Annotated in this window: 16 protein-coding genes, 1 tRNA gene and 1 pseudogene; 7 read left to right on the forward strand and 11 right to left on the reverse strand. The window is 59.8% G+C overall.

The genetic code is table 11. From position 1 onward, the window contains the following. Positions 1 to 12: 12 nt before the first annotated feature. Positions 13 to 2,004 (forward strand): transglycosylase SLT domain-containing protein, encoded by a 1,992-nt coding sequence (locus tag IPM89_06175; protein ID QQS55387.1) that lies wholly within the window; start codon positions 13 to 15, stop codon positions 2,002 to 2,004. 168 nt (positions 2,005 to 2,172) lie between these two features. Here the strand turns inward: IPM89_06175 and IPM89_06180 are convergent, their stop codons facing one another. The 6 genes and pseudogenes from IPM89_06180 to IPM89_06205 form a co-directional block, all read right to left on the reverse strand. Next, complete coding sequence (locus IPM89_06180) at positions 2,173 to 4,665, reverse strand: EAL domain-containing protein (GenBank protein ID QQS55388.1); 2,493 nt, start codon at positions 4,663 to 4,665, stop codon at positions 2,173 to 2,175. 26 nt (positions 4,666 to 4,691) lie between these two features. Beyond that, positions 4,692 to 7,637, reverse strand: a complete 2,946-nt coding sequence (locus IPM89_06185) for a response regulator (GenBank protein QQS55389.1) — start codon at positions 7,635 to 7,637, stop codon at positions 4,692 to 4,694. 17 nt (positions 7,638 to 7,654) lie between these two features. Continuing rightward, a complete protein-coding gene (locus tag IPM89_06190; GenBank protein QQS55390.1) occupies positions 7,655 to 8,221 on the reverse strand; it encodes a YfiR family protein in 567 nt (188 codons plus the stop codon). A 56-nt stretch (positions 8,222 to 8,277) separates the two neighbouring features. Beyond that, entirely contained in the window at positions 8,278 to 10,320 is a 2,043-nt protein-coding gene (locus tag IPM89_06195; protein QQS55391.1) for a TonB-dependent receptor, read from the reverse strand. Positions 10,321 to 10,361: 41 nt separating this feature from the next. After that, complete coding sequence (locus IPM89_06200; protein QQS55392.1) at positions 10,362 to 12,311, reverse strand: TonB-dependent receptor; 1,950 nt, start codon at positions 12,309 to 12,311, stop codon at positions 10,362 to 10,364. A 136-nt stretch (positions 12,312 to 12,447) separates the two neighbouring features. Further along, positions 12,448 to 12,597: pseudogene (locus IPM89_06205) on the reverse strand (transposase). 52 nt (positions 12,598 to 12,649) lie between these two features. On the opposite strand from IPM89_06205, the gene IPM89_06210 reads away from it, so the two are divergent. Further along, on the forward strand, positions 12,650 to 12,925 hold the full coding sequence (locus IPM89_06210) for a hypothetical protein (GenBank protein ID QQS55393.1): 276 nt from the start codon (positions 12,650 to 12,652) through the stop codon (positions 12,923 to 12,925). Positions 12,926 to 13,225: 300 nt separating this feature from the next. Here the strand turns inward: IPM89_06210 and IPM89_06215 are convergent. Next, a tRNA-Ser gene (locus IPM89_06215) sits at positions 13,226 to 13,318 on the reverse strand. Positions 13,319 to 13,498: 180 nt separating this feature from the next. Between IPM89_06215 and IPM89_06220 the strand changes: the two genes are divergently transcribed. Continuing rightward, complete coding sequence (locus tag IPM89_06220) at positions 13,499 to 14,467, forward strand: hypothetical protein (GenBank protein QQS55394.1); 969 nt, start codon at positions 13,499 to 13,501, stop codon at positions 14,465 to 14,467. Here IPM89_06220 and tadA read toward each other — a convergent pair. The 3 genes from tadA to guaB are packed head-to-tail and all read right to left on the reverse strand — an operon-like array spanning position 14,454 to position 18,052. Continuing rightward, positions 14,454 to 14,969, reverse strand: coding sequence for a tRNA adenosine(34) deaminase TadA (gene tadA / locus IPM89_06225; GenBank protein ID QQS55395.1), 516 nt, complete (start codon positions 14,967 to 14,969; stop codon positions 14,454 to 14,456). The genes IPM89_06220 and tadA overlap by 14 nt on opposite strands. Positions 14,970 to 15,005: 36 nt before the next feature. Next, positions 15,006 to 16,586, reverse strand: a complete 1,581-nt coding sequence (gene guaA, locus IPM89_06230) for a glutamine-hydrolyzing GMP synthase (protein QQS55396.1) — start codon at positions 16,584 to 16,586, stop codon at positions 15,006 to 15,008. A gap of 2 nt (positions 16,587 to 16,588) precedes the next feature. Further along, positions 16,589 to 18,052: an IMP dehydrogenase gene (guaB, locus tag IPM89_06235; GenBank protein QQS55397.1), complete on the reverse strand. Its 1,464-nt coding sequence runs from the start codon at positions 18,050 to 18,052 to the stop codon at positions 16,589 to 16,591. Positions 18,053 to 18,137: 85 nt separating this feature from the next. Here guaB and IPM89_06240 point away from each other — a divergent pair, with 85 nt between their 5' ends. The 3 genes from IPM89_06240 to IPM89_06250 all read left to right on the forward strand — a co-directional run bounded on the left by IPM89_06240 (position 18,138) and on the right by IPM89_06250 (position 21,054). Beyond that, the gene (locus tag IPM89_06240; GenBank protein QQS55398.1) at positions 18,138 to 19,538 is read left to right on the forward strand and encodes an exodeoxyribonuclease VII large subunit; all 1,401 of its coding nucleotides are present in this window, start codon (positions 18,138 to 18,140) and stop codon (positions 19,536 to 19,538) included. 3 nt (positions 19,539 to 19,541) lie between these two features. Further along, positions 19,542 to 20,132, forward strand: coding sequence for a hypothetical protein (locus tag IPM89_06245; GenBank protein QQS55399.1), 591 nt, complete (start codon positions 19,542 to 19,544; stop codon positions 20,130 to 20,132). Between the two features lie 103 nt (positions 20,133 to 20,235). After that, complete coding sequence (locus IPM89_06250) at positions 20,236 to 21,054, forward strand: alpha/beta hydrolase (GenBank protein QQS55400.1); 819 nt, start codon at positions 20,236 to 20,238, stop codon at positions 21,052 to 21,054. 53 nt (positions 21,055 to 21,107) lie between these two features. On the opposite strand, the gene IPM89_06255 is transcribed toward IPM89_06250, so the two are convergent. Further along, a complete protein-coding gene (locus tag IPM89_06255; protein QQS55401.1) occupies positions 21,108 to 22,772 on the reverse strand; it encodes a long-chain-fatty-acid--CoA ligase in 1,665 nt (554 codons plus the stop codon). Between the two features lie 174 nt (positions 22,773 to 22,946). On the opposite strand from IPM89_06255, the gene IPM89_06260 reads away from it, so the two are divergent. Beyond that, positions 22,947 to 24,929, forward strand: coding sequence for an SDR family oxidoreductase (locus IPM89_06260; protein QQS55402.1), 1,983 nt, complete (start codon positions 22,947 to 22,949; stop codon positions 24,927 to 24,929). Positions 24,930 to 25,028: the final 99 nt, after the last annotated feature.

Below are 25,028 nucleotides of genomic sequence, written 5' to 3' on the forward strand. Positions count from 1 at the left end.
TGAGTGCCGTGCTTGAAGAATGACGCTCGATCCTGTCCCTCTCCCATGAGCGGGAGAGGGACAGGGATTTTCATCTCTTTTCTCCTCGTCATCGTCCTGACTATCGGACTCGGGGGCGATGTCAGCGCCACGAAATCCCTGCGGGCGCGGCGGGAAGTTTTTCAGATCGTGGAACGATCACTGCAAGCGGGTGCATCGGTGGACTATGCGGCGCTGCGCGGCTATCCCCTGTATCCCTACCTGCGTTACCGGGATCTCTCCCGGCGGCTGACGGAATTCCCGGCGGTCGAAGTGCGGGACTTTCTGCAAACCTATCCCGACACGCCACTGGCCCACCGCTTGCGCAACGCTTGGTTGCGCCAACTGGCCAGCGCCCGCCGCTGGGACGATTACCTGCTCGATGCCGTTCCCGGCCGCGATCCGACTTTCGAATGCTGGCGGCGGCAAGCGTTGCTGAACGCTGGCCAAAGCGAAGCCGCCTTACGGGACTTTGCCACGCTTTGGCGGCGCGGCGGTTCGCTGCCCAGCGCCTGCGACCCAGTGATCGCGGTCTGGCAGACCGAGGGCAATCCCACGCCTGAACTCCGTTGGCAACGCTTCGCGCTGGCGATGACGGCGGGAGAGATTGGGCTCGCGCGGTTTCTACGAACGGACATGTCGGCCACCGACCAGGATCTGGCGGATGCCTGGCTGGCGGTCGCCGACGATCCGAGCCTGGTTCTCGACGCTACCCGGTTCAAAGCCGGCGATCCGCGCGTTCCCGCGATTCTGGCGGATGGTCTGAGTCGCTGGCGGCGGCGCGATGCGCTGGCGGCCTTGGCCGCGCTCGATGCGCTCAAGGCACGCGATCCGTCGCTGGCTCCGCCTCTGGCCATCGAGGAGCGGCTACTGGCCCTGTGGATCGCCAGCGACTACCACCCAAGCGCGCTGGCGCGATTGACCGCCTTGCCGGAAACGGTGGTCGATCAGGATGTGCGGGAATGGCGAATTCGGGTTTGCTTACGACAAGGCGACTGGCCGGCGACCCTGCACTGGCTCGATCAGTTGACTCCCGAAGAACGCGACAGTCCACGCTGGCAATACTGGCGAGGTCGAGCGCTGGAGTCACTCGGTCAGACCGAATCCGCCCAATCCATCTATCGGCGCATTGCCAACCAGCGGGATTATTACGGCTTTCTGGCCGCCGACCGGCTCGGCGTCCCCTACACCATGACCAATACACCGCTGACGGTTTCGCCCACTGAACTGGACGCACTGCTGGCCCGTTCCCCCGGTCTGCAACGGGCGCGGGAATTGTACATTCTAGGCCGCGAGTGGGAAGCCGATGCCGAATGGCGACAGGCCACCCAGGCCTTCGATCCGGCGACGCTCAAGCAGGCGGCGCGACTGGCCCATCGTTGGGAGTGGTATCACCAGGCCATCATCACCATTGCCCGCGCCGAACATTGGAATGATCTGGAACTGCGCTTTCCGCTGGCTTATCACGACGAGGTCGTGGCGAATGCCAAAGCCGATGCCATGGACCCAGCCTGGGTCTACGCGGTCATCCGACAAGAAAGCGCTTTTCGCGCCGACGCCCGCTCCCCGGTTGGAGCACTGGGGTTGATGCAGATGATGCCCGCGACCGGCCGGCAAATCGCCCGCGACTTGCAGGACGCCGTCGATACGCCCAACCTGCGCCAGCCGGAGACCAATATCCGTTACGGCGCGCACTATCTGCACCGGATGCTGGAACGGTTGCAGAACAACCCGATACTGGCCACCGCCGCCTATAACGCCGGTCCCAACAAAGTGATGCAGTGGTTACCCGCCGACCATCCGGTGCCCAGCGATGTCTGGGCGGAAACCATTCCCTACCGGGAAACCCGGGCCTATGTACAGCGGGTTATGGAGTACGCCGCTGTCTATCGGTATCTGCTGGGCCTGGGGGGAGATCCAAAAACCATTCTCGGCGCTGGGATGAAACCGGTGCTACCGCCGGAACCCGATAGACAGGCTGGCTAGACGCGCTGCGGCGGCGCCCTTGAAAATCGCATGGGAAGTTGGGGAGATTTCCGCTCGCGCATCGGCCACAACCCATTCAGGAAAACCACAGCCTCCTACCCGACGCTCACCGTCAGTGCCCACGAGTCACCCTTTCCATCAGGACACGACCCTTGAATCGGGCACGACTCAATCGGACTTGAGGTGGCTTTTCAATATCCCAAGGATTTTTTCGGGCGGCTGCGGATGGCTGAAGTAATACCCCTGTATCTCATCGCAATCCAGCGCACGCAAAACGGCTAGTTGGCTCTTCGTCTCCACCCCTTCGGCGATGATACTCAAACCTAAACTACGCGCCATGGCGATCACCGCGGCGGCAATGGTGTCGTGATTGGATTTACAGTCAATATCCTGCACGAAGGATTTGTCGATTTTCAGCCGATCAAGAGGAAATCGTTGTAAATATCCCAGATTGGAATAACCCGTTCCGAAGTCGTCGATACTCAACTTGACCCCAAGCTCCTTGAGCGCATACAAGGATTCCAGCAAACCCTCGTCCATCAGCAAGCTTTCGGTGATTTCCAGTTCCAACAGCTCCGCTTGCAATCCGGTTTCTTGCAAGGCCATTGCGATCCGCTTGAGGAAATGAGGATCGGAAAATTGCCGCGGCGACAGATTAACCGCCATGCGCAAATCAGAAAGCCCGTCCCTCGTCTGCCAAGCACGAGCTTGGGCGCAAGCGGTGCGGAGCACCCACTCCCCGATCGGCACGATCAAACCGGTTTCTTCCGCGACCGGAATAAAGTCAACCGGCGATACCAGCCCCAATTCCAGACTGTTCCAGCGCAGCAACGCTTCCACTCCAGTAACGCGGCCGCTGTCCAGCGCAACCTGTGGCTGGTAGTAAATGATCAGCTCCTGATTTTGCAGCGCCTTACGCAAATGGTTTTCCAGGACCAGGCGCTGGGTAGCGGCCACGTTCCTTGAATGGGAAAACATCTGATAGTTATTCCGGCCGCGATCCTTCGCGTGGTAAAGCGCGGTGTCGGCGTGCTTTAGCAGAACCTCCATGTCTTCGCCATCGCAAGGATACAGGGCGATACCGATGCTGCAACCGGTGAATACTTCCTCGTTATCCACCACGAACGGCTGGGCCATGACCTCCAATACCTTTCGCGCCACTTGGGTCACTGCGTCAACGTGGTTGATCTCGGTCAACACGATGACAAACTCATCGCCCCCGAGTCGGGCCAGTAAATCTTGGGGCAATGGAGTATCCGGACGAGCGATATAATCCTGATCGCTGAACCGCAGACACTCTGGTAGCCGATTAGCCACCTGTTGCAGCAGCAAATCGCCTACCCGGTGACCCAGCGAGTCGTTAATCCGTTTGAATTGATCCAAATCCAGGAACATCACCGCCAACAAGCACGAGTGCATTCGGGAGATTTCTATCGCTTCCCGCAAACGCTCCTGCAACATCACACGGTTCGGCAAATGGGTCAGATTATCGTAATAAGCCAGAAAGCGGATGCGCTCCTCGGCGCGCTTACGATCCGATATGTCTTCGCGCAACCAGACGAAATGGGTAATCGCGCCGTGTGGGTTTCGAATAGCGGAGATGTGCGCCGATTCCCAGAAAAACTCGCCATCCTTACGGCGACTGCACAATTCTCCCTGCCAGACCCCGCCACTGGTAATCAACCGGTACATGCGCTGATATTCCTCGGCGTTCAAGGTACTGGTTTGCAGAAAATAAGGGTTTTTTCCCCGAATTTCTTCCAGCAGATAACCACTGACTTCGGAGAATTTCGGATTGACGTATTCAATATTGCCGTAGATGTCGGTGATGAGAATGGAGACCGGATTCTGCTCGATCGCATAGGAGAGCTTGCGCATATCCTCCTCGGCTTGGCGTCGTTCGGTAATGTCTTGCCCGACGATCACCAAGCCCGCGACAACGCCTTCGGCGTCGGCAAATCCGGAGAGGTTCCAAAGCAAGATACGCTCATCGCCGTTCAGCGCCCGGATGGTGCTCTCAAAACTTTGCGGGTTCCCCAACAGTGCGCCCCAGTCGCCGGCCACCGGCAAGGCGTCCGCAAAGTCAGCGGCTACCGGCCAGCCCCTGCGCAAGAAAAAAAACCGTTCCGCAACCGGATTGAACTCGACCACCTGACCCTTGCGGTCCAGCACCATAATGACACTACCCGCCGCGTTTACCAGGGTACGAAACCGCTCTTCGCTGTTCTGTAAGTCCCGCAGTGTCCAACTGGCGCGCAAGATATACCGTACTCGTTGATGCAGGATCAGCCACTGGATCGGCTTGGTCAGAAAATCGGTTGCTCCGGCCTGATAAGCCCGTTCGATGGATTCGACATCATCCAGGCCGGTCACCATGACGATCGGCAAATTCCGACCTCCGACCAAACCCCGCAACGCGGTACAGGTCGCAAACCCGTCCATACCCGGCATCACCACATCCAGCAATACCAAGTCGGGCTGGTGTTGCTGGAAAACCTCGAGCGCTTGCTCGCCACCGCAAGCTTCCAGAATGGTGAATCCACCTTGCCGGAGCGAGGCACCAGTCAGCAAGCGTTGACCATCGTCATCATCCACGATCAAAATCGATGGCTGCTTGGTCCGCCCCGTCGTTTCTTCTTGCGAATCGCTCCTGCTGGGCATGGATCTACTCATTGGTTTCAATGAAATTATCGTCTTTCACCCTCTTGCGCCAGTTGCCCCCGCAACGCAACCCGCACCATGGCGAATTCCTGCTCGATCGCCACTACATAAGCCATTGCATCCGGCACTGGCCCCGCCCGCGCCATCGTTTCCAGTTCCTTGCACAAGCCCTGCATCCGTACCGCACCCACATTGGCGCTGCTGGACTTCAGAGTGTGCGCCACCATTCGCAACCCTTCGCGCTCTCCAACCTTCGCCGCGCCGCGCAATTGCTCCAGCAGGGTCTCGGTATTGCGCTGATACAAATCGACCAGCCGCGCCATCAGTCCCGGCGATCCATTGCGTTCCATCCCGCGAATGTTTTCCAGCACCGCCGCGTCCAGCGCCGCCGATGGGTTGTCGAAGGTTGTGGCGGCGGGCGCGGCGGGCGGCGTCTTGCCCGGCGCCATGTCGGCATCTGGCTCGCTTGCCGCCTCATCCTGCGTTTCGAATGCCGGCAACCAGCGCTTTAGCACCATCGCCAATTCTTCCCTGACGAACGGTTTGCACAGATAATCATCCATTCCGGCCTCCAGGCAACGCTCCCGGTCGCCACGGACCGCATGCGCCGTTACCGCCACGATGGGCAGATGCGACGCGGCCAAACCGCCACCGGCGGTGGTGCATTCGCGCGCCCGAATGACCGCCGTGGCTTGGAAACCGTCCATGACCGGCATTTGGCAATCCATCAGCACGACATCATAGGAATGCCGGACGAGTTCATCGGTCGCTTTTTGGCCGTTGCCGGCAATATCCACCTGACAGCCCATCTGGTCCAGCATTGTACTCGCCACCTCCTGATTGATGAGGTTGTCTTCGACCAGCAGAACGCGAGCGCCGGGGAAACGCAAGCACCGTGGTGCGATCGGATCATTTTTTTCCTTCGGCCGCGGACGGCCGGAGTCCACATCATCGAGCAGCTTGCGCAAGCACTTGTGCAATACTTCTTTGCGCACGGGCTTATGCAAATGACAGGCTTGTATCTGGCGGGCCTTCTCGTACTGGTCGCCTTGGAACATCACCGAAGTCAACAAAATCAGTTTGGTATCGCGTAGTTGCGGTTCACCGCGGATGGCCAGCGCCAGATCCAGTCCACTCATCCCGGGCATGATCCCATCCAGCAGGGCGACCGTGTAGGGATCGCCGACCCGGCGCGCATCGCCCAGCAAGCGCAGGGCCTCGGCGCCGTCAACCGCGCCGTCGCTGCGCATGCCCCAGACATCGAGCAAGTGGTGCAGGATTTCCCGGTTGGTCTGGTTATCGTCCACCACCAGCGCACGCAAGCCATTGAGATCACACGATGGCTCGGCTCCTCGCACCGCCACCGCATCGACCGCGCGCTTGAATTCCAGATCAAACCAAAAATTCGAGCCTTGGCCAACGACACTGTCCACGGCAATCTTGCCCCCCATCATCGCCACCAGTTGCTTGACGATCGTCAAGCCCAAACCAGTGCCGCCATATTTGCGGGTGGTGGAACCGTCGGCCTGATCGAAGGCGTTGAAGATATTCTGCCACCCTTCTTCGGGAATGCCGATCCCGGTATCGCGAATCTCAAAGCGCAAGCGATAGGCGGAGGCACTCTGTTCGAGCATGGTCACTTGCAGGACCACTTCGCCGCGCTCGGTGAATTTAATGGCGTTGCTCAACAAATTGGCGAGGATTTGGCGCAGACGAATGGGGTCCCCAAAAACGGCGATCGGTTCTAACGGGAGCGAACAGGCAAGTTCCAGATCCTTGCGCTGCGCCTGTTCCGCGAACAGAGTTATCGTTTCCTCCACCTGTTCCAACAGATTGAAGTCGACGGATTCCAGTTCCAACTTACCGGATTCGATCTTGGAAAAATCCAGTACGTCGTTGATCACTTTGAGCAGACTAACGCCCGATTGGTGGATGATGCCCACAAAATAGCGTTGCTTGGCTTGCAACTCGGTTTCCAACAATAAATCCACCATACCCAGAACGCCATTCATGGGGGTGCGGATTTCGTGGCTCATGTTGGCCAGGAATTGGGATTTTGCTCGATTCGCGGCCTCGGCCCGTTCCTTGGCCACGCTCAATTCCACAACCAGATCGCGTAATTCGTCGTTGGCGGCGGAAAGATCGAGTGTGCGTGCCGCGACTTCCGCTTCCAGACCCGCGCTGTAATGGGCCAATTCAGCGTCGCGACGCTGGATTTGCGCCAACATGCCGTTGAATCCTTCCACTAGCGCACCCAATTCGTCGTTGCTGGAACACGCCACCCGAACGGCGTAATCGCGGGTCTTGGCAATTTCACGCATGGCGTTACGCAATTGCAGGATCGGTCCTGAAATCAAACCCTGAAACCGCGAGGCTAGCAGCGCGGCCAGCGCCAACGAAGCCACCAACAACCCAGCGATAATCCCGTAATAGCGGTACAGGTTTTCGCTCAACTCCTGCAAATCCGAAAAAATCTCGATATAGCCAAGCGTCTGGCCATCCTGTTGGATCGGCCATTTGACCGCCAGCATTCGACCTTGGGCACCGAACAATCCAGTCTCGCTGAGTGTTGCTTGCCCGCCCTGCGCCACTCGCTTTTCATATTCGCTCTCAAGCTCCTCACGCCACTTTTGCATTCGGTTTCGTTGCTGGTCCTCCAGTCCCGCGGCCCGGTACTCGGCGAGTATTTTCTCCTGAGGATCTTCGATAAGGGTATAGAGCACATCGGGCTTGGTGCGTAGCACGGCGAGATTTTGTTCGGCGGCCTTGAGGTCGTTGAAGAGCAGGGCGGAAGCCGTGTTGGCGCCGATGACGTTGGCCAGCGTCACGAGCTGAGCTTGGGCAACCCGACGCTGGGAAAAGGTTTCGTTGACGATAAGCGCCATGCCGACCGCCAGCAATACCAGGGCGTTGGTCAGCAGCATGACCACCATTAATTTATTTTTTATCGATAGCCTGTCAAAGGTGACCATGAATTTTCTCCGCCACCTTAATTCACGATGGTGGCCAGTTTAAGCAACTGCGAGCTCAGCTTAAGATTGGCTTGACGGGCAGCCATAATGTTGATGTTAAACCGGATGCGCTGCTCAGTCTCAAACAAGCCAATCATGCCGCCAGCTTGAGCAAAGCCGCCGATGTCGCTGACGGTCAGTATGGGCAGGCGCGCAAGCTCCGCCAACACGGTCTTGAGTCGCCTTTGTTCCGCCCTTCCGATAAAGACGACGTTACACCGATCAAGACCGGTCGCCGTTGGAATATGGCGCACCTCCACCGGCCGGCCTTCCACCACCTTATCACGGAGCGCCTCCAGCGCGGTGCCAAACGGATTATCACCGGCAATACAAATCACCAAGGGCGAATCGGTGGCGGAAAAGACCTCCGGCGGCCACTCGACAAATTTGGCGAAGTTGTACAGATAAGCGGCCTTGACGGCGTATTCGTCGAACCTGCTAGCCCAGGTAGCGCTACCCAGCAGCGCACCCGCCAGCAACACCGTGGCCAAGACCACCAGCCAATAACGCCATGAAAACACCAGGCGACGATCCTGGTCAGCCATTGAGGTCTCGCTTCCTGTCTCGCTCATGCTCGACGAGATCAATGCGGAGGGAGACTTTAAAACGACCACTTCACTTGGCCGTAGAGGCTGCGTTGGACTTCAACCGGAAACGTGTAGGCTTCCTGTACAAATTCAAGGTGACCTTTGTCCAACAAATTGGCGCCTACTAGCGAAAATTCCAAATCCTTGCCGGGCCGCCATCCCAAACGCAGGTTCAGGCTGAAATATGGATCGATCTTGACCTCGTTAAATGGAGAAAGGGTGGTAATCAAGCCATCCCGGTTGACGTAGCGCCCCCATGCATCCACTTCAAAATTATTCGGTAAATTCCAGGATGATAGCAATGAAATCTGATTCAGATTAGTGCCGCCATCGCTCGGATCATTAGACTTATTGACATCGCTATGCAAATATGAGTAAGCGAATTGCAGCCGCCAAGTTTGCGTCGGACGCCAGTCCACCGCCAATTCAAATCCAGTGTTATAGCCCGATTGAACATTCTGTAATTGTAGTGGTACCACTAGATGGGGCGGGACTACCTCGGTTTCCAGAAATGGCGTTCCGGGAACCGTGCCGATGACTTGATCATAGTCGTTGTAGAAAACAGTGGCATCCACGGAAAATTGCTCGGCTACCCGCGTGCGATAGCCGATTTCGTAAGCGATGAGTTTTTCGGCTTCGAGTTGGCTGTTTCCAAACAGAGTAAAAATCGTTGGCAAATTACCAGCCATCGGTGACGGCGGCAAGATATACAAGGTTATTTGCGCTTCCTCCTCGCCGCGTGAAGGAGTACGGACGGCGCGCGATATCGCCGCCCAAAGACGATGGTCCGGATGCAACGTCCATAGCATACGGATGCTGGGTTGCCATTCCCAGCCCGTGTAATCGTTGCGTTCGAGCTTAATGCCGGCCGTCAATCGCAATTGCTCCGGAATCAGGTCGATTTGGTCTTGAACGAAAGCACTCAGTAATTCCGCCGTCGCGCTCTTGGGATCGACGGTCGCCAGGGTGGTATCGGTGAAATGATCCTGATTGCGCCGATAGCCCAATCCCCAGACCATTTCCTGTCGATCGCCTAACGCGAAGTTATGTTGGAAATCCAGGTCAAATGTATCCGTGTCGGCAATGTAAAGCGCCTCGTCACGATCCGCATACTGGTAATACAGTTGCAAGCCCATCTGTGACGTCGCGGAATACTGGTGCTCCCAGCGTGCCTGCAAGCTGCCGCCCGTGGCATCAACTTTTACCAACTGCTGATCGGAAAACGACTGGCTGGAAAACGGCGAAACGATGGTGGGAAATATGTAATTCTGATTAAAAATACCCTTATAGCGGTCGCCCTGCACGGCGATCTTATCCATGGCCGACGGTGTCCAATCCAGACGGAACCCGCCCTTGCCGATACTCCAGTCGTCGCCCGCATCGCGACCGTCGAAAGTCGCCAGACCATCGCGTTCGGTGAACTGCCCGTAAACCCGATACTGGGCGTTATCGCCCAGTTTGCCGCCGTAGCGAATTCCGGCAATGGCTCGTTCCTCGTTGCCGGCGGTGAGCGCCATCAATCCATCCTGCGTGTCCTGACTGTTTTTGGTGATGATGTTGATGACGCCGTTGACGGCATTGGCGCCCCACAGACTGCCACCAGGGCCGCGAATGACCTCGATCCGTTCGATATCGGGCAGGAACATGTCCTGAATTTCCCAATACACGCCGGAATACTGCGGGTTGTAGATCGAACGGCCGTCAATCATGACCAGCAATTTGTTGGCGAAGCGGCCATTGAAGCCACGAATGGTAATCGCCCAGCGGCTGGAATCCACACGCGCGACCTCTACCCCAGGCGCAAGCCGCAACGCTTCCATCACGTTGGTCACCCCCGACCGTCGAATATCGTCGGCGGTGATCACGAAAACCGCCGACGCAGTGTCTTGCAAGGCTTGTTCAATCTTCGCCGCCGACACCACTTTAATTTGCATCAAGTCTTCGATGCTGAATTGGGTCAAGTCTGGCGTGGCGGCACTCGCCGGAGCGGCCGCCATGCCCAAACAGGCCAAAACCATTAGCGATAGCGCGATTTCTTTTATCTCACGCGATTTCATTGAATTATCTTGACCATTCTGAAAATTGATTTCGATGGATACTAAAATGACCATCTCATCTGGCCATAAATGCTCCGTTCCACTTGCTCGGGGAACGGATAGGCTTCCTGCACAAACTCTACATGTGACGGTCCCAGCAGGTTGGCGCCCATCAACGACAGTTCCCAATCCGGGCGGGGTCGCCAACCGAGACGAGCGTTCACACTGAAATAGGAATCAACGACTGTTGTACGCGCTAGCGTGCCGACAGCCAGCTCGGGCATCTGGTCCACGTAATACAGCCACAGGTCGAATTCCAAATCGTGGCGAATATCGACGCTCGACCGCAACGATACTTGATGATGAGGCTGCGAACCATCGCGCACTACCGGAATCAACTCGGAAAATCCCAGCTTGTTTTGCAATTCCACCTGTAAATAGGAATAAGCCAGTTGTAGCCGCCACCGATCCGCCGCCTGCCAGTTCGCCGCTATTTCAAATCCATAGGTATTACCCTGAACCGCGTTGACGAACACAGCGGGAATCCGCAGATAGCCATCCTCCAGCGTGATCAAATCGTTCCGCTGTTCCACGGCACGCAAGTCATCGTATTCGTTGTAAAACGCAGCGATATCCAGCGACAATTGCTCGGCCAGCCAAGTCCGATAGCCCAGTTCGTAGGCAGTCAGTTTTTCGGACGTGAAAGCGGGGTCCCCCTGGAACACCAATAGACCGGGAAGATCAAGAGGTGGCTGAGGCGGCACCACGACCAAGCCGAGCGCGACGCCGTCGTCGCCGCGCGAGGGGGCGCGCACCGCGCGGGACACCGCCGCCCACAACCGATGTCGCGGGTGTGGCCTCCACATTAGCCTTACGTTTGGTTGAAATTCCCAGCCGCTGAAATCGTTGTGTTCCAGCCGAGTTCCCAGCGTTAGTTTGAGTTCATGGGGAATCAGGTCGATTTGATCCTGAACGAAGGCGCTGAACAAATCGTAATCGAGACGGGATGGAGTCATTGAGCCCAGCGCCGTCCGCCGATAATCGTCGCTGTAACGGCGATACCCCAATCCCCAAATCAGATCGTTCTGCCCGTTCAACGCAAAAGCGTGCTGAAAGTCCAGATCGAAGGTATCGATGTCGAAACCGAGTATCGCGTCCCGACGGTGCTGATCCTGATAATACATCTGCAAGGACAGTCGCGAGGTGTCCGACAAGACTCTCTCCCAGCGACCTTGCAAGTGGCCGCCCGACACTTGGGCCTTGTCCCGCATCGGTTGCGAGAAGGGTGGCGTCAAGGAAGGCACGAGCAAATTCTGTTGCAGCGATTCGTCGAACAGACCGCCATCCACGAAGATGTTGTCCCGATCCGATGGCGCCCAATCGAGTCGGAAACCACCGCTGCTCAAACGCCAATCATCTTCGGCATCCTGCCCCCGAGCGTCCAGCAAACTATCCTGATCGAGGAATTTGCCATAGAGCCGATAGTGGGCGCTATCCCCCAACTGACCGCTGTAACGCATCCCGACAATCGCTCCTTCTTCTTTACCGGCGGTTACACTGATCAAACCCTGGGTATCAGCGGCCCGCTTGGTCAGAATGTTGATGACGCCGTTGACCGCGTTCGCGCCCCACAGGCTGGCTCCTGGCCCCCGGATGACTTCAATTTGCTCGATGTCTTCAAGCAATAAATCCTGTATATCCCAATAAACGCCAGCGAAAACAGAAGTATAGATAGATCGACCGTCCACCAACACCAGCAGCTTGTTGGCGAAGCGCCCGTTAAAACCTCGAATGGTGATGGCCCATTTGTTGGCGTCGATCCGCGCTACCTGTACCCCTGGCGCTAACCGCAATGCATCCGGGATGTTAGTAACGCCACTGCGGCGAATATCGTCCTGGGTGATGACAAAAACCGCCGATGCGGTGTCTTCCAAGGCTTGTTCGACCTTCGTCGCCGATACCACTTTAATCTGCATCAGATCTTCGATATCGAAATGGGTCAAATCGGGCACGGCGGCCCATCCTGGGCTCACCGCCGCCACGCACCCGATGACCAGCATCATCGAAACCCTATAGACGTTCCCGCATATGATGTGGATCTCATCGTCAAGACAGGATTGAGCTGATTTCAAGGTGGGTTCTCTGCCCTCATGGTGACAGGATCGCTGGCCTGTCGGCATACACATCGATGCGTGTTCGGTAGTTCAGCGCCTGATGAGGACGCTGATAGTTGTAGAAGTTGAAGTACCGACCCAAGCCCTGGTGGGCCTGATCGAGCGTATCATAGGCATGGGGATAGACTGCCGCCTAGTTTGACTGAGCGCCACAACCGTTCCACAAAGATGTTGTCGTGCGCCCATCCCCGGCCGTCCATGCCGATCTGGATGCCGGCCTGCGCCAAGCGGCCGGTGAAGGCGGTGCGGGTGAATGGGTGACCCTGATCGGTGTTGAGATCACCGGCAACCTGCCCGGGCGGGACATCCTGACGGGGCTGGGACCGGTGCCGGTGCGGCTTCCCAAGGTCCGTGATCGTTCCGGGAGTGGGATCAAGTTCAACTCGGCGCGGGTGTCGCCTTATGTCCGCAAAGCCCAACGGGTGGAGGCCGCGCTGCCGTGGCGGTATTGACGCGGGATTTCGACCGGGGACCTGCGGGAGGCACTGTCGATCCTGTTGGGCAACAAGCAAGCCCTGGGCCTGGTCGCCGACGGTGGTGAGCCGGCTTAAGGCGGAATGGGCGGAGGCGTATGTCACCTGGAACCGTCGCGACCGCTCGGATGAGCACGCTGTCCATGTCTGGGCGGATGGGATTGACTCGACCCGGCGAGTTCATCCACACGCTCCAGAGCGTGTCGCGGCACAAAATCAGCACGGCCCAAAATCTGAAGCTAGAAACGACGCGCAACGGCAGTTGGCAACTTATTGAATTGGCGGAGAGGAAGGGATTCGAACCCTTGTGGGGCGGTTAGGCCCCCATCCGATTTCGAGTCGGCGCCGTTATGACCGCTTCGGTACCTCTCCGGGAAGAATCGCTTGGAGCAAACGCGGAAGAGCTTTATATTCTACCGCATGGAGAAACGCGGAAGAGCTTCGTATTCTACCGCATGGAGAAATTTTGCCAATCCCTATGTGTAATCCCCGCCAGCTTCCGGTCGCGAAAACCAGTTGGCGGGGAGGACGCTTACCTGCCGTACTGACGCGATGAAACTGGCCATCCCTACCGCCGACCCTCATTTCCCGGACAACCCACCAACGAGCGACGACGGACCGGACTCCGAAACTATCGGAACGGTCTTGCTATCGGGCTTTCTCAGGTGGCTGCGGCACTTTGCCATTTACATGGGCGCGGTCCTGACCGCCTGTGCGATCGGTTTTTTCTTTCTTTGGCAAATTCCTATCGTGCATGAGTTACCGCAATTGCTCAACAACGGTGAAGGGGTTCCTAATCTTCTCGCGGCGGCGACGCCATCCTCCCGACCGACCACTCGGCCGCGGGACACCCTATCCCAATCCCAGCCAACCACCGTGCCTATCGCTCCCACTGGTTCGCCAACCGCCTCCGCCACGAATCCCGCTGACGACCCTGACGCACCCCCGACCACCCCGGAGCCTCAACCGGACGCACCGGACAGCCCAACCGCGTCCACCGACACGCCGGCCGCGCCTCCCGCCGAAGAAACCGCCCCTCCTCCAACGCCGCAGGCGGAAATCGAACAGTTGATCGCCGAGGCTCAGCAGCAGATGGACAACCGCCGGATCACCGCTCCCGCCAGCGGCAACGCCCTGAGCACCTACCGGCGCGTGCTGGAATTGCAGCCTGAAAACCCGGTGGCGCTTGCTGGCATTCAACGCATCGCCGCCTACTATCAGAACGTGGCGGAACAGAGCCTGCGGCAGGGACAACTGGATGAAAGCTTGGCTTACCTCGGCCGCGGGCTGCGCGCCGCGCCCAACGATCAAGCACTGCTCAACCTGCGCCGCGAAGCCCAACTAGCCAAACAGCGGAAACAGGAAGAACAGGAAGAACAGGCTTTGCTGGAGGACATACGTCGCCAACAAGCCGAACGGCAGCAACGGGAAGAACTCCGCCAGCGCGAGTTGGAGGCGCAACAGCCCTGGTGGCAACAACCGCCCAACTATCAAAACAACAGTGGCTTCAACCAACGTTGACCTGGGATTCCTCGTCGGTCGCGGGCTTGATGCGGCGAGCACGGAAAAACTCCCGCAATAGCAGCCCGCATTCCTCGGCCAGAATGCCACCCATCACCACACACCGATGGTTGAGCAAAGGCGACTGAAGCAGATCGAATACCGTACCCGCCGCGCCGGCGCGTGGATCGGCCGCGCCGAACACCACCCGCGCCACCCGCGCCTGCACGAGCGCACCAGCGCACATCGGACAGGGTTCCAGCGTCGCGTACAGCGTGCTACCCACCAAACGGTAATTAGCGATTCGCTCCGCCGCCGCCCGCAGCGCCAGCACTTCGGCGTGGGCGGTTGGATCGCAGCCACCGATCGGACGGTTCCAGCCCTCGCCGATCTCCTCGCCATCCCGCACCAGCACCGCTCCGACCGGTACCTCACCAGCCGCCGACGCTCGCCGCGCCAGTTCCAGGGCCCGGCGCATCCAATACCGATCCCGCTCGACATCCGGCGTATTCTCTTTGTCCATGTTCCGACTCCGCGAATCGCCCGCCCGGCTCGACACTCACTCCCATTCGATCGTGGCCGGCGGCTTGCCGGACACGTCGTAGACCACCCGCGAGATGCCGCGAACTTCGTTGATGATGCGCCGCGACACCCGATCCAAAAACTCGTAGGGTAAATGCGCCCAGCGAGCCGTCATGAAATCCACCGTCTCGACCGCGCGCAGGGCGATGACGTAATCGTAGCGGCGGCCGTCGCCCATCACCCCGACCGACTTGACCGGCAGGAACACCGCGAACGCCTGGCTAACACGGTCGTATAAACCGTGCTGGCGCAATTCCTCGATGAAAATGTGATCGGCCCGGCGCAACGGCTCGGCATATTCCCCGCGCACCTCGCCCAGAATGCGCACTCCCAGCCCCGGTCCCGGGAACGGATGGCGGTAAACCATTTCGGACGGCAACCCCAGTTCCACTCCCAACCGGCGCACCTCGTCCTTAAACAGCTCCCGCAGCGGCTCGATCAGCTTCAGCCGCATCGCCGCCGGCAAACCGCCGACGTTATGATGGGATTTGATGACGTGAGCCTTACCGGTCTTGGCGCCGGCCGATTCGATCACGTCAGGATAAATGGTGCCTTGGGCCAACCATTGCACATCACGCAAGCTGGCTGCTTCTTCCTCGAAAATCGTCACGAACAGCCCGCCGATGATCTTGCGCTTTTGCTCGGGGTCGGCGATACCGGCCAGGGCACTCAGAAAACGCTCCCCGGCATCCACCCGAATCACCCGCACCCCGAGATGCTGGCCAAAAGTCGCCATCACCTGATCGCCCTCGTGCAGGCGCAGCAGGCCGGTATCCACGAACACACAGGTCAACTGGTCGCCGATGGCTCGATGCAACAGCGCCGCCACCACCGAGGAGTCCACCCCGCCGGACAGCGCCAGCAACACCTCGTCACCACCCACGCACGCACGGATGGCGGCAATGCTGTCCTCAATGATGTTGCCGGTGGTCCATAACGGCGCGCAGCCGCAGATATCCAACACGAAACGGCGCAGAATGCGCTCGCCCTGGCGGGTGTGCGTTACCTCGGGGTGAAACTGCACCCCGTACCAGCGTCTATCCTCGTCGGCCATGCCGGCGATCGGACAGGTTGCGGTGCTGGCGATGCGGGTGAAACCGGGCGGCAAGCCGACCACCTGGTCGCCGTGACTCATCCATACGTCCAGCAGGCCATGGCCTTCCGGGCTGGCGTGATCCTCGATGTCGCGCAGCAGAGCAGAATGGGCGTGGGCGCGGACTTGGGCGTAGCCGAATTCCTGATGATCGGACGGCTCCACCCGACCGCCGAGTTGCATCGCCATGGACTGCATGCCGTAGCAGATGCCCAACAGCGGCGTATCCAATTCAAGGACGGCCTGGGGAATGCGCGGTCCGTCGGCCACGGTGGTCGATTCCGGGCCGCCCGACAGGATGACCCCTCGTGGATGAAACTCGCGCAATGCCGCCGGATCGGCGTCGTAAGGTTGAATTTCGCAGTAGACGCCAATCTCCCGCACCCGGCGGGCGATCAGTTGGGTGTACTGAGCACCGAAGTCGATAATCAGAATGCGGTCAAGGTGGATATCGCGAGCAATCATGTTCAATCCACCCGGTAGTTCGGTGCTTCCTTGGTGATGCTCACGTCGTGAACATGGCTTTCGCGCATCCCGGCGCCCGTCACTCGGGTAAACGCCGGCTTGACGCGCATCTCGGCAATATCCCAACAGCCGACGTAACCCATGCTGGAGCGCAACCCACCCATCATTTGATTGATGATGGCCAACACGCTGCCTTTATAGGGCACCCGGCCCTCGATCCCTTCCGGCACCAGTTTCTCCACCGCGCTGCCCTCCTGAAAATAACGGTCGCTGGAACCGTGCTGCTGGGTCATGGCGCCGATCGAACCCATGCCGCGATAGGACTTGTAGGACCGCCCCTGATAGAGCTCCACCTCGCCGGGCGCTTCCTCGGTGCCGGCAAACAGGCTGCCGATCATGACCGAATGGGCACCGGCGGCGATGGCCTTGGCCAAATCGCCGGAGTAGCGCACGCCACCATCGGCGATCACCGGCACATCGCAATCGTGCAGCGCCTCGGCGACGTTGGCCACGGCGCTGATCTGCGGCACGCCGACCCCGGCGATGATGCGGGTGGTGCAGATCGAGCCGGGACCGATCCCGACCTTGACCGCATCCGCGCCCGCCTCCACCAGATCGCGGGCGGCGGCGGCGGTGGCGATGTTACCGCCGATCACCTGCACCTGGGGAAAATGTGCCTTGACCCAGCGCACCCGATCCAGCACGTTACGGGAGTGACCGTGGGCGGTGTCCACCACCAGCACATCGGCGCCGGCATTCACCAGGGCGCTCACCCGCTCCTCGGTATCATCGCCGGTGCCCACCGCCGCGCCGACGCGCAAGCGCCCCCATTCGTCCTTGCAGGCCAGCGGGAAATCACTGGATTTCTGGATGTCCTTCACCGTAATCATGCCGCGCAACTGGAAGCACTCGTTGATCATCAATATTTTTTCGATACGATGCTTGTGCAGCAGGGCGACGATTTCCTGACGGCTCGCGCCTTCCCGTACCGTCACCAACCGTTCCTTCGGGGTCATGATCGTGCTAACCGGAGCATCCATGTTGTACTCGAAACGCAGGTCACGGCTGGTCACGATCCCGACCAGATCCTCGCCATCGACCACCGGCACACCGGAGATATGATGGGCGCGAGTTAGCGCCAACACCTCGCGGATGCTGGCGTTCTGGCCGGTGACGATGGGGTCGTTGATGACCCCGGTTTCGTACTTTTTCACTCGCCGTACTTCTTGCGCCTGTTTTTCAACGGACATGTTCTTGTGGATAATGCCGATACCCCCCTCCTGGGCCAAGGCAATGGCCAGTCGCGACTCCGTGACCGTATCCATCGCCGCCGACACCAACGGGATATTGAGGCTGATCGTGCGGGTTAATTGCGTCTTGAGGCTGACATCCTTGGGCAACACCGTGGAATAGGCTGGCAGGAGCAGGACATCATCGAAGGTCAGGGCTTCTTGAACGATTCGCATGGCGGGACCTCAAGACTCGAATGCAAATAAATCGTTAATTATAAGCCTGGACACTCAATAAATAAAAATTTTGCAAAGGTACTTGATGGCCGCAACCCTTTTGCCGGATCGCGACGTCTACAACGTTTCCCGCCTGAACCAGGCCGTGCGCGCACTGCTCGAAGGTGAATTCTCCCTGCTCTGGGTACAGGGCGAGGTTTCCAACCTGTCCCGCCCATCTTCAGGGCACCTCTATTTTTCGCTCAAGGATGCCAAGGCGCAAATCCGCTGCGCGCTGTTCCAGAATCGCGCCTGCCTGTTCCGCGATTGCCCGCGCAACGGCCAGCAGGTACTGGTACGGGGCCGCGTCAGCCTGTACGAACCACGCGGCGATTTCCAACTGATCGTCGAGTATGTGGAGGAAGCCGGCGCTGGCGCGCTGCGGCGGGCTTACGACGAACTGCGGCTGCGGCTGGAACGGGAAGGACTGTTCGCGCCGGACCGAAAAAAAGTCCTGCCCCGCTTTCCCCGGCGAATTGGCGTGATCACCTCGCCCAGCGGCGCGGCGCTCCGCGATGTGCTGACCACCCTGCGCCGCCGGTCCCCCAATCTGCCGATCCTGCTTTATCCCGTGCCGGTGCAGGGCGACGGCGCGGCGGAACGCATTGCCGCGGCCATCCGACTGGCGTCCGAACGCCAGGATTGCGACCTGCTGCTGCTGGCTCGCGGCGGCGGCTCGCTGGAAGACTTGCAGGCATTCAACGAAGAAATCGTGGCCCGGGCGATTATCGACTGCGCCATTCCGCTGGTGAGCGGCATCGGTCACGAAACCGATGTCACCATCGCCGACTTCGCCGCCGATTTACGCGCGCCCACCCCCACGGCGGCGGCCGAACTCAGCAGCCCCGACCGCCAGGAATGGCTGCGCGCGACCCATTTGCTGACAGAACGCTTGGAACGCGCGTTGTGGCGGCGCCTCAGCGAGCGGCGCCAGCGGCTGCACCCACTGGTGGCGCGGCTGGAACGACTGCAACCGCGACGCCGTCTGCACGATCATGCTCAGCAACTGGACGAGCTGGATCAGCGGCTGCGGCAGGCACTGAACCATCGCCTGGGCCGCGAGCGACTGCGGCTGGTCGGACTGGAAACGCGCCTGCGGGCACAGGTCCCGGTGGCGCGGCTGCGCTCGGCCCGTCAGCAGTTGCGGGCGCTGGCGCTGCGCCAAGACGCGACCCTGCGTCAGTGTTTCCAGGCCACCCACCAACGCCTGAAAAATCTGAGCAGCGCCCTGCATGCCCTGAGCCCGCTGGCCACTCTGAAGCGCGGTTATGCGATCGTGCGTCGCTACCCGGATGGGAGCATCGTCCGGCGGACCGACCCACTCCAGATCGGCGACCCGGTGGAAGTTTTGCTGGGTTCCGGTCGTGTGCGCTGCGAGATCACCGCCATCGATGTCGAGAATCGGGCGCCATCGCCCGACTTCGGGACCCATCCAGAGGAACCCTAGCCAATGCGCCGCTTCGGATGGTTATTGCTCGTCTGCGCGCTGGGCGCCTACTGGGCCTGGCAGGATCGCCCCATCGAGCGGTCGCCCGGCGTGCTGGCGCCGGACCCGCCTTCGCAACGACTGCTCGATGCCGGAGCGCCGGTCTTTCAAAAAGACCGCTACCACGTCAAGGCGCTGGCGGAATTCACGCTTGAAGCCCGCGTGCTGGGCCGGGAGGATTACCGCTTCGACAGCGGCGCGGATCTCGCGCCGCTCGATCTGGCGCTGGGTTGGGGACCGATGTCGGACAGCAGCGTACTGGGGCGAATCGATATCCAGCAACGCCACCGATTCTATTACTGGCACGTCAAGGATTTTTTCATCCCGCGCCGGGATATCGAAACCCACAGCGCCAACATGCATCTGATTCCGGCGACCGGGTATGTCGCCGACCGGTTGAAATTAATCCGCCCCGGTCATATTGTCAGCCTGCGCGGCTATCTGGTCGAAGCCCACCGCAACGATGGCTGGCAATGGCGCAGTTCCCTGAGCCGCGAGGACACCGGCAACGGTGCCTGCGAACTGATCTGGGTGGAAACCGTGGCATTGCGCTGATGGTTGCTCCATCCCCGCCTCGGGCGACGATCGCCTCGGCCGTCGCCGGCCCGGCCGCACACTCTCTTCAATCGTCTCTTTTCACCCAACAGGAATCATTGCCATGAAGCTGGACTTGATCAGCCGCTATCCGGAAACCACGCCCGAGCCAACCCCGTTGCTGTTCGTGCATGGCTCGTTCTCGGATGCCAGAGTCTGGGATGAAAACTTCCTGCCCTACTTCGCCCGGCGGGGTTATGCGGCGCACGCCGTCAGCTTGCGCGGCCACGGTCTCAGCGAGGGCCACCAGCACCTGCACACCTGGCGGCTGAGCGATTACGTCGCCGACCTGGCCCAGGCGGTGGCGACCCTGCCGGCTCCGCCGGTGCTGATCGGCCATTCGATGGGCGGCATGGTGCTTCAGAAATACCTGGAAACCCATCCCGAGATACCGGGCGCGGTACTGATGGCCTCGGTACCGCCACAGGGCCTGCTGCCGAGCAACCTGCACATGGCCATGCGGCACCCGTTCCTGTTCCAGCAGATGGCGCTGTTCTCGCTGCTCGGCCCCAGCGTCGGCTCGCCCGAGATGATGCGGCGATTGTTGTTTTCCCAAGATATGCCCATCGCAAAGCTACGCGAGTATTTCGACTACATCCAGGCGGAATCGCAACTGGTGTCGCTGGACATGATGGGCATTAACCCGCTGCGGCTGAACCCGGAACAACTGCGGCTGCCGATCCTGGTACAGGGGGCGCAACACGATGTTTTCATCTCGCCGGCCATGGTCCGGGAAACCGCCCGTTTCTACCGCACCGAAGCCCAAATCATCCCCAACATGGCACACGCCATGATGTTGGAACTGAACTGGCAGGCGGCGGCGGACTCCCTGTTGAACTGGCTGGAACCGGTTGTCGCCGCCCGCCCGGCCGCCGCGGCCTGAAAGCAACACGCCCTCGCCCCAACCCTCTCCCGGAAGGAGAGGGCGTATCCCGCTTACCCATCCCGCAGTAACCGCCGCAGGATTTTGCCGACGTTACTCTTGGGCAGCTCGGCGCGGAACTCGACCCGCCGCGGCACCTTGTAGCCGGTCAGGTGCTGACGACAGTGTTCGATCAGCGCCTCGACAGTCAGCGTGGGGTCCTTGGCCACCACCACGATCTTGACCGCCTCGCCCGACTTCTCGTCCGGCACGCCGACCGCGGCGGCTTCCAGCACGCCCGGATGCAGAGCGACTACATCCTCGATCTCGTTGGGATAGACATTGAAACCGGACACCAGGATCATGTCCTTCTTGCGGTCCACAATCCTGACGTAGCCGCGCTCATCGACATAGCCCACGTCGCCGGTGCGAAGATAACCGTCGGAAGTCATAACCTTGGCGGTTTCTTCGGGCCGATTCCAGTAACCGCGCATCACCTGCGGGCCGTGGAGACAAATCTCGCCGACCTGGTCCACGCCGATGCCCAACTCGCGGCCATCGTCGTCGCGCACCGACAGGTCGGTGGAGGAAATCGGCAGGCCGATGCTGCCGTTGTATTCCTGGAGGGTCAGCGGGTTGATGCAGACCGCCGGCGAGGTTTCGGTCAGGCCATAGGCCTCGATCAGCAACGTGCCGGTCACCCGCCGCCAGTTTTCCGCCACCGCCCGCTGCACCGCCATGCCGCCACCCAGGCTGATCTTGAGCGCGCTGAAATCCAGCCGCTCGAAACCGGGCGCATGCAGCAGGCCGTTGAACAGGGTGTTCACGCCGGTGATGACGGTGAAGCGGATCTTCGCCAATTCCTTGACGAAGCCCGGCATATCGCGGGGGTTGGTGATCAGAATGTTGTGGCCACCCACCTTCATGAAAGTCAGGCAGTTGGCGGTCAGCGAAAAGATGTGGTACAGCGGCAAAGCGGTGATGATGGTCTCCTCGGCGGGTCTGGAAAAGGAGCCGAGCCAAGCCGAGGTCTGTTGCAGGTTTGCCACCAGGTTGCCGTGAGTCAGCATCGCGCCCTTGGACACGCCGGTGGTACCGCCGGTGTATTGCAGAAACGCCAGATCGTCATGCGTCAGCGGCACCTCTTGCAGGGTTTGCTCCGCGCCCACCGCCAGCGCCCGCCGAAACGGCACGACGCCTGGAATGCGCCAGGCCGGGACCATTTTCTTGAGGTACTTGACCACGACGTTGACCAGCGAACGCTTGGGGAAGGGGAACAAATCGCCCAACTGGGTGGTGACGATGGTCTTGACCGGTGTCCTGTCCAGCACCCCCTGCAAGGTGTGGGCAAAATTTTCAATGATGACGATGGCGGTCGCGCCAGAGTCCTTAAGCTGATGCTCCAGTTCGCGCGGCGTGTACAGCGGGTTGACGTTGACCACCGTCAAGCCGGCCCGCAACGCGCCGAACAGAGCGATCGGATATTGCAGGACGTTGGGCATCATGATGGCGACCCGCTCGCCCTTGCCCAAGCCCCGTCCCTGCAGGTAGGCACCGAAATCACGGCTGAGCCGGTCGATGTCCCGATAGCGCAAGGTCGTGCCCATATTGGAATAGGCCGGCAAGTCGGCGAAGCGCTGGCAGCTTTTTTCCAGAATATCCTTTAGGGATGCAAATTCGTTCAAGTCGATTTCGGCTGGCACTCCTTCCGGATACTCCCGCAGCCATATTTTCTCCACTTGATTTCCCTCCTGTATTTATATCCAACAGTTCGGAATGGGGTCAATGTAGCCCTTGATCCTCATCAGGGCGAACCACCATCCACAGTCTGGAATCCATATTGAGCCTTTCCGAATGGTCAACCCTATAATATTTTGTGACCAAGACACAGTTACAGCCAGGACCCGATCATTATGAATTATTTCATAACCGGCGCTTCCGGTTTTATCGGCCGCCGCCTCGTCGAAAAGCTGCTACAGCGCCAGGACGGCCACATCTATTACCTGATTCTGGAACGCGAACTGCCCACGGTGGAACAGTTACGCCAGCGTTGGGGCAACGCCGCCAACCGTACTTTCCCCATCGTCGGCGACCTGACTCAACCGCGGTTGGGCCTGTCCGACTCCGATCTCGCTTGGCTCAAGGGCAGCATCCATCACCTGTTCCACCTGGCGGCGATCTACGATCTCAAAGCCAGCTCCGAGATTCAGGAGAAGGTCAACATCGAGGGTACCCGCAACATCGTCGCCTTTGCCGAGGCGATCGAGGCTGGCTGCTTCCACCTGACCAGTTCCATCGCCGCCGCCGGCCTGTACGAGGGCGTGTTCCGCGAGGACATGTTCGATGAAGCCGAGGGACTCGAACATCCCTACTACCGGACCAAGCACGAATCCGAAGGCATCGTCCGGCGCGAATGCTCTCGCCCCTGGCGAGTCTATCGACCCGGCGCGGTGGTCGGCGATTCGCGCACCGGAGAGATGGACAAGATCGATGGCCCCTACTACTTCTTCAAGCTGATCCAGAAAATACGCAAGCTATTGCCGCCTTGGGTGCCCATGATCGGCATCGAGGGCGGCCGCTTGAACCTGGTGCCCGTCAACTTCATCGTCGATGCCATGGACCATATCGCCCACCAACCTGGGCTGGACGGTCAGTGCTTCCATCTGGTGGACCCCAACCCGCGCCGAGTCGGCGATATCCTCAACCTGTTCGCCCACGCCGCCCATGCCCCGGAAATGACCCTGCGCTTCAACGCCTTGATGTTCGCCTTCGTGCCCGACATCATCAAGGCTGGGTTGGCTCGCCTCAAGCCGGTGCAACGCATCAAGGACCAGATCCTCGCGGATCTCGGTATTCCACCGGACGTCATGGGCCTGATCAACTACCCCACCCGCTTCGACTGCCGCGAAACGCTCAAGGCGCTCAAGGGCACCGACATCACCGTGCCGCCGCTGGAAAGCTACGCCTGGCGATTGTGGGACTACTGGGAGCGCCATCTCGATCCCGACCTATTCATCGACCGCAGTCTGAGCGGCGCGATCAAGGGCAAAGTGGTGATGATCACCGGCGCCTCCGCCGGCATCGGCAAGGCCGCCGCGCTCAAGATCGCCGAAGCCGGCGCCAAGACCCTCATCGTCGCCCGCACCGAGGAAAAGCTACTGGACACCCAACGGGAAATCGAGGCGCGCGGCGGCCAGGCTCTCATCTACATTGCCGATGTCGCCGATGTCGCCTCCTGCGATGCGCTGCTGCGACGGGTGCTGGACGATCACGGTGGGGTGGATATCCTGGTCAACAACGCCGGCCGCTCGATTCGCCGCGCCATCGAGAATTCGCTGGATCGCTTCCACGACTACGAGCGCACCATGCAGCTCAATTACTTCGGCGCGCTGCGGCTGATCATGGGGTTCATCCCCAGCATGCTGCGAAAAAAGCGTGGCCACATTATCAACATCTCCTCGATCGGCGTGCTCAGCAATGCCCCACGCTTTTCGGCCTATGTCGCCTCCAAGGCGGCGCTGGACGCTTTTTCGCGCTGCGCGGCGGCCGAGTTTTCCGACAGCGGCATCGAGTTCACCACCATCAACATGCCGCTGGTGCGCACCGGGATGATCGCACCAACCCAGATCTATCAGCACGTACCCACCCTCAGTCCGGAGGAAGCGGCGGATCTAATCGTGCAGGCGGTTATCTATCGACCGGAACGCATCGCCACCCGGGTTGGCATCTTCGCCCAGGTGCTGCACGCCGTGGCGCCCAAGATCTACGCCGTGATCATGAACACCGCGTTCCGTCTGTTCCCCGAATCGAGCGCGGCCAAGGGACAGCCCGATACCCAGGAACCCTCGCTGGAGCAAATTTCCTTCGCGCAGTTTACTCGAGGCATTTATTGGTGACGACCACCCCATCGATCGGCCACGATGGCCGCGGCGATTAGCCATAATTACCAAAGGTGGCGCACGGTCCGGAAGTTTTCCAAAATAGACCGGTCAAAA

This window comes from Candidatus Competibacteraceae bacterium, assembly GCA_016699715.1.
In the GTDB taxonomy this organism is placed as follows: domain Bacteria; phylum Pseudomonadota; class Gammaproteobacteria; order Competibacterales; family Competibacteraceae; genus Competibacter.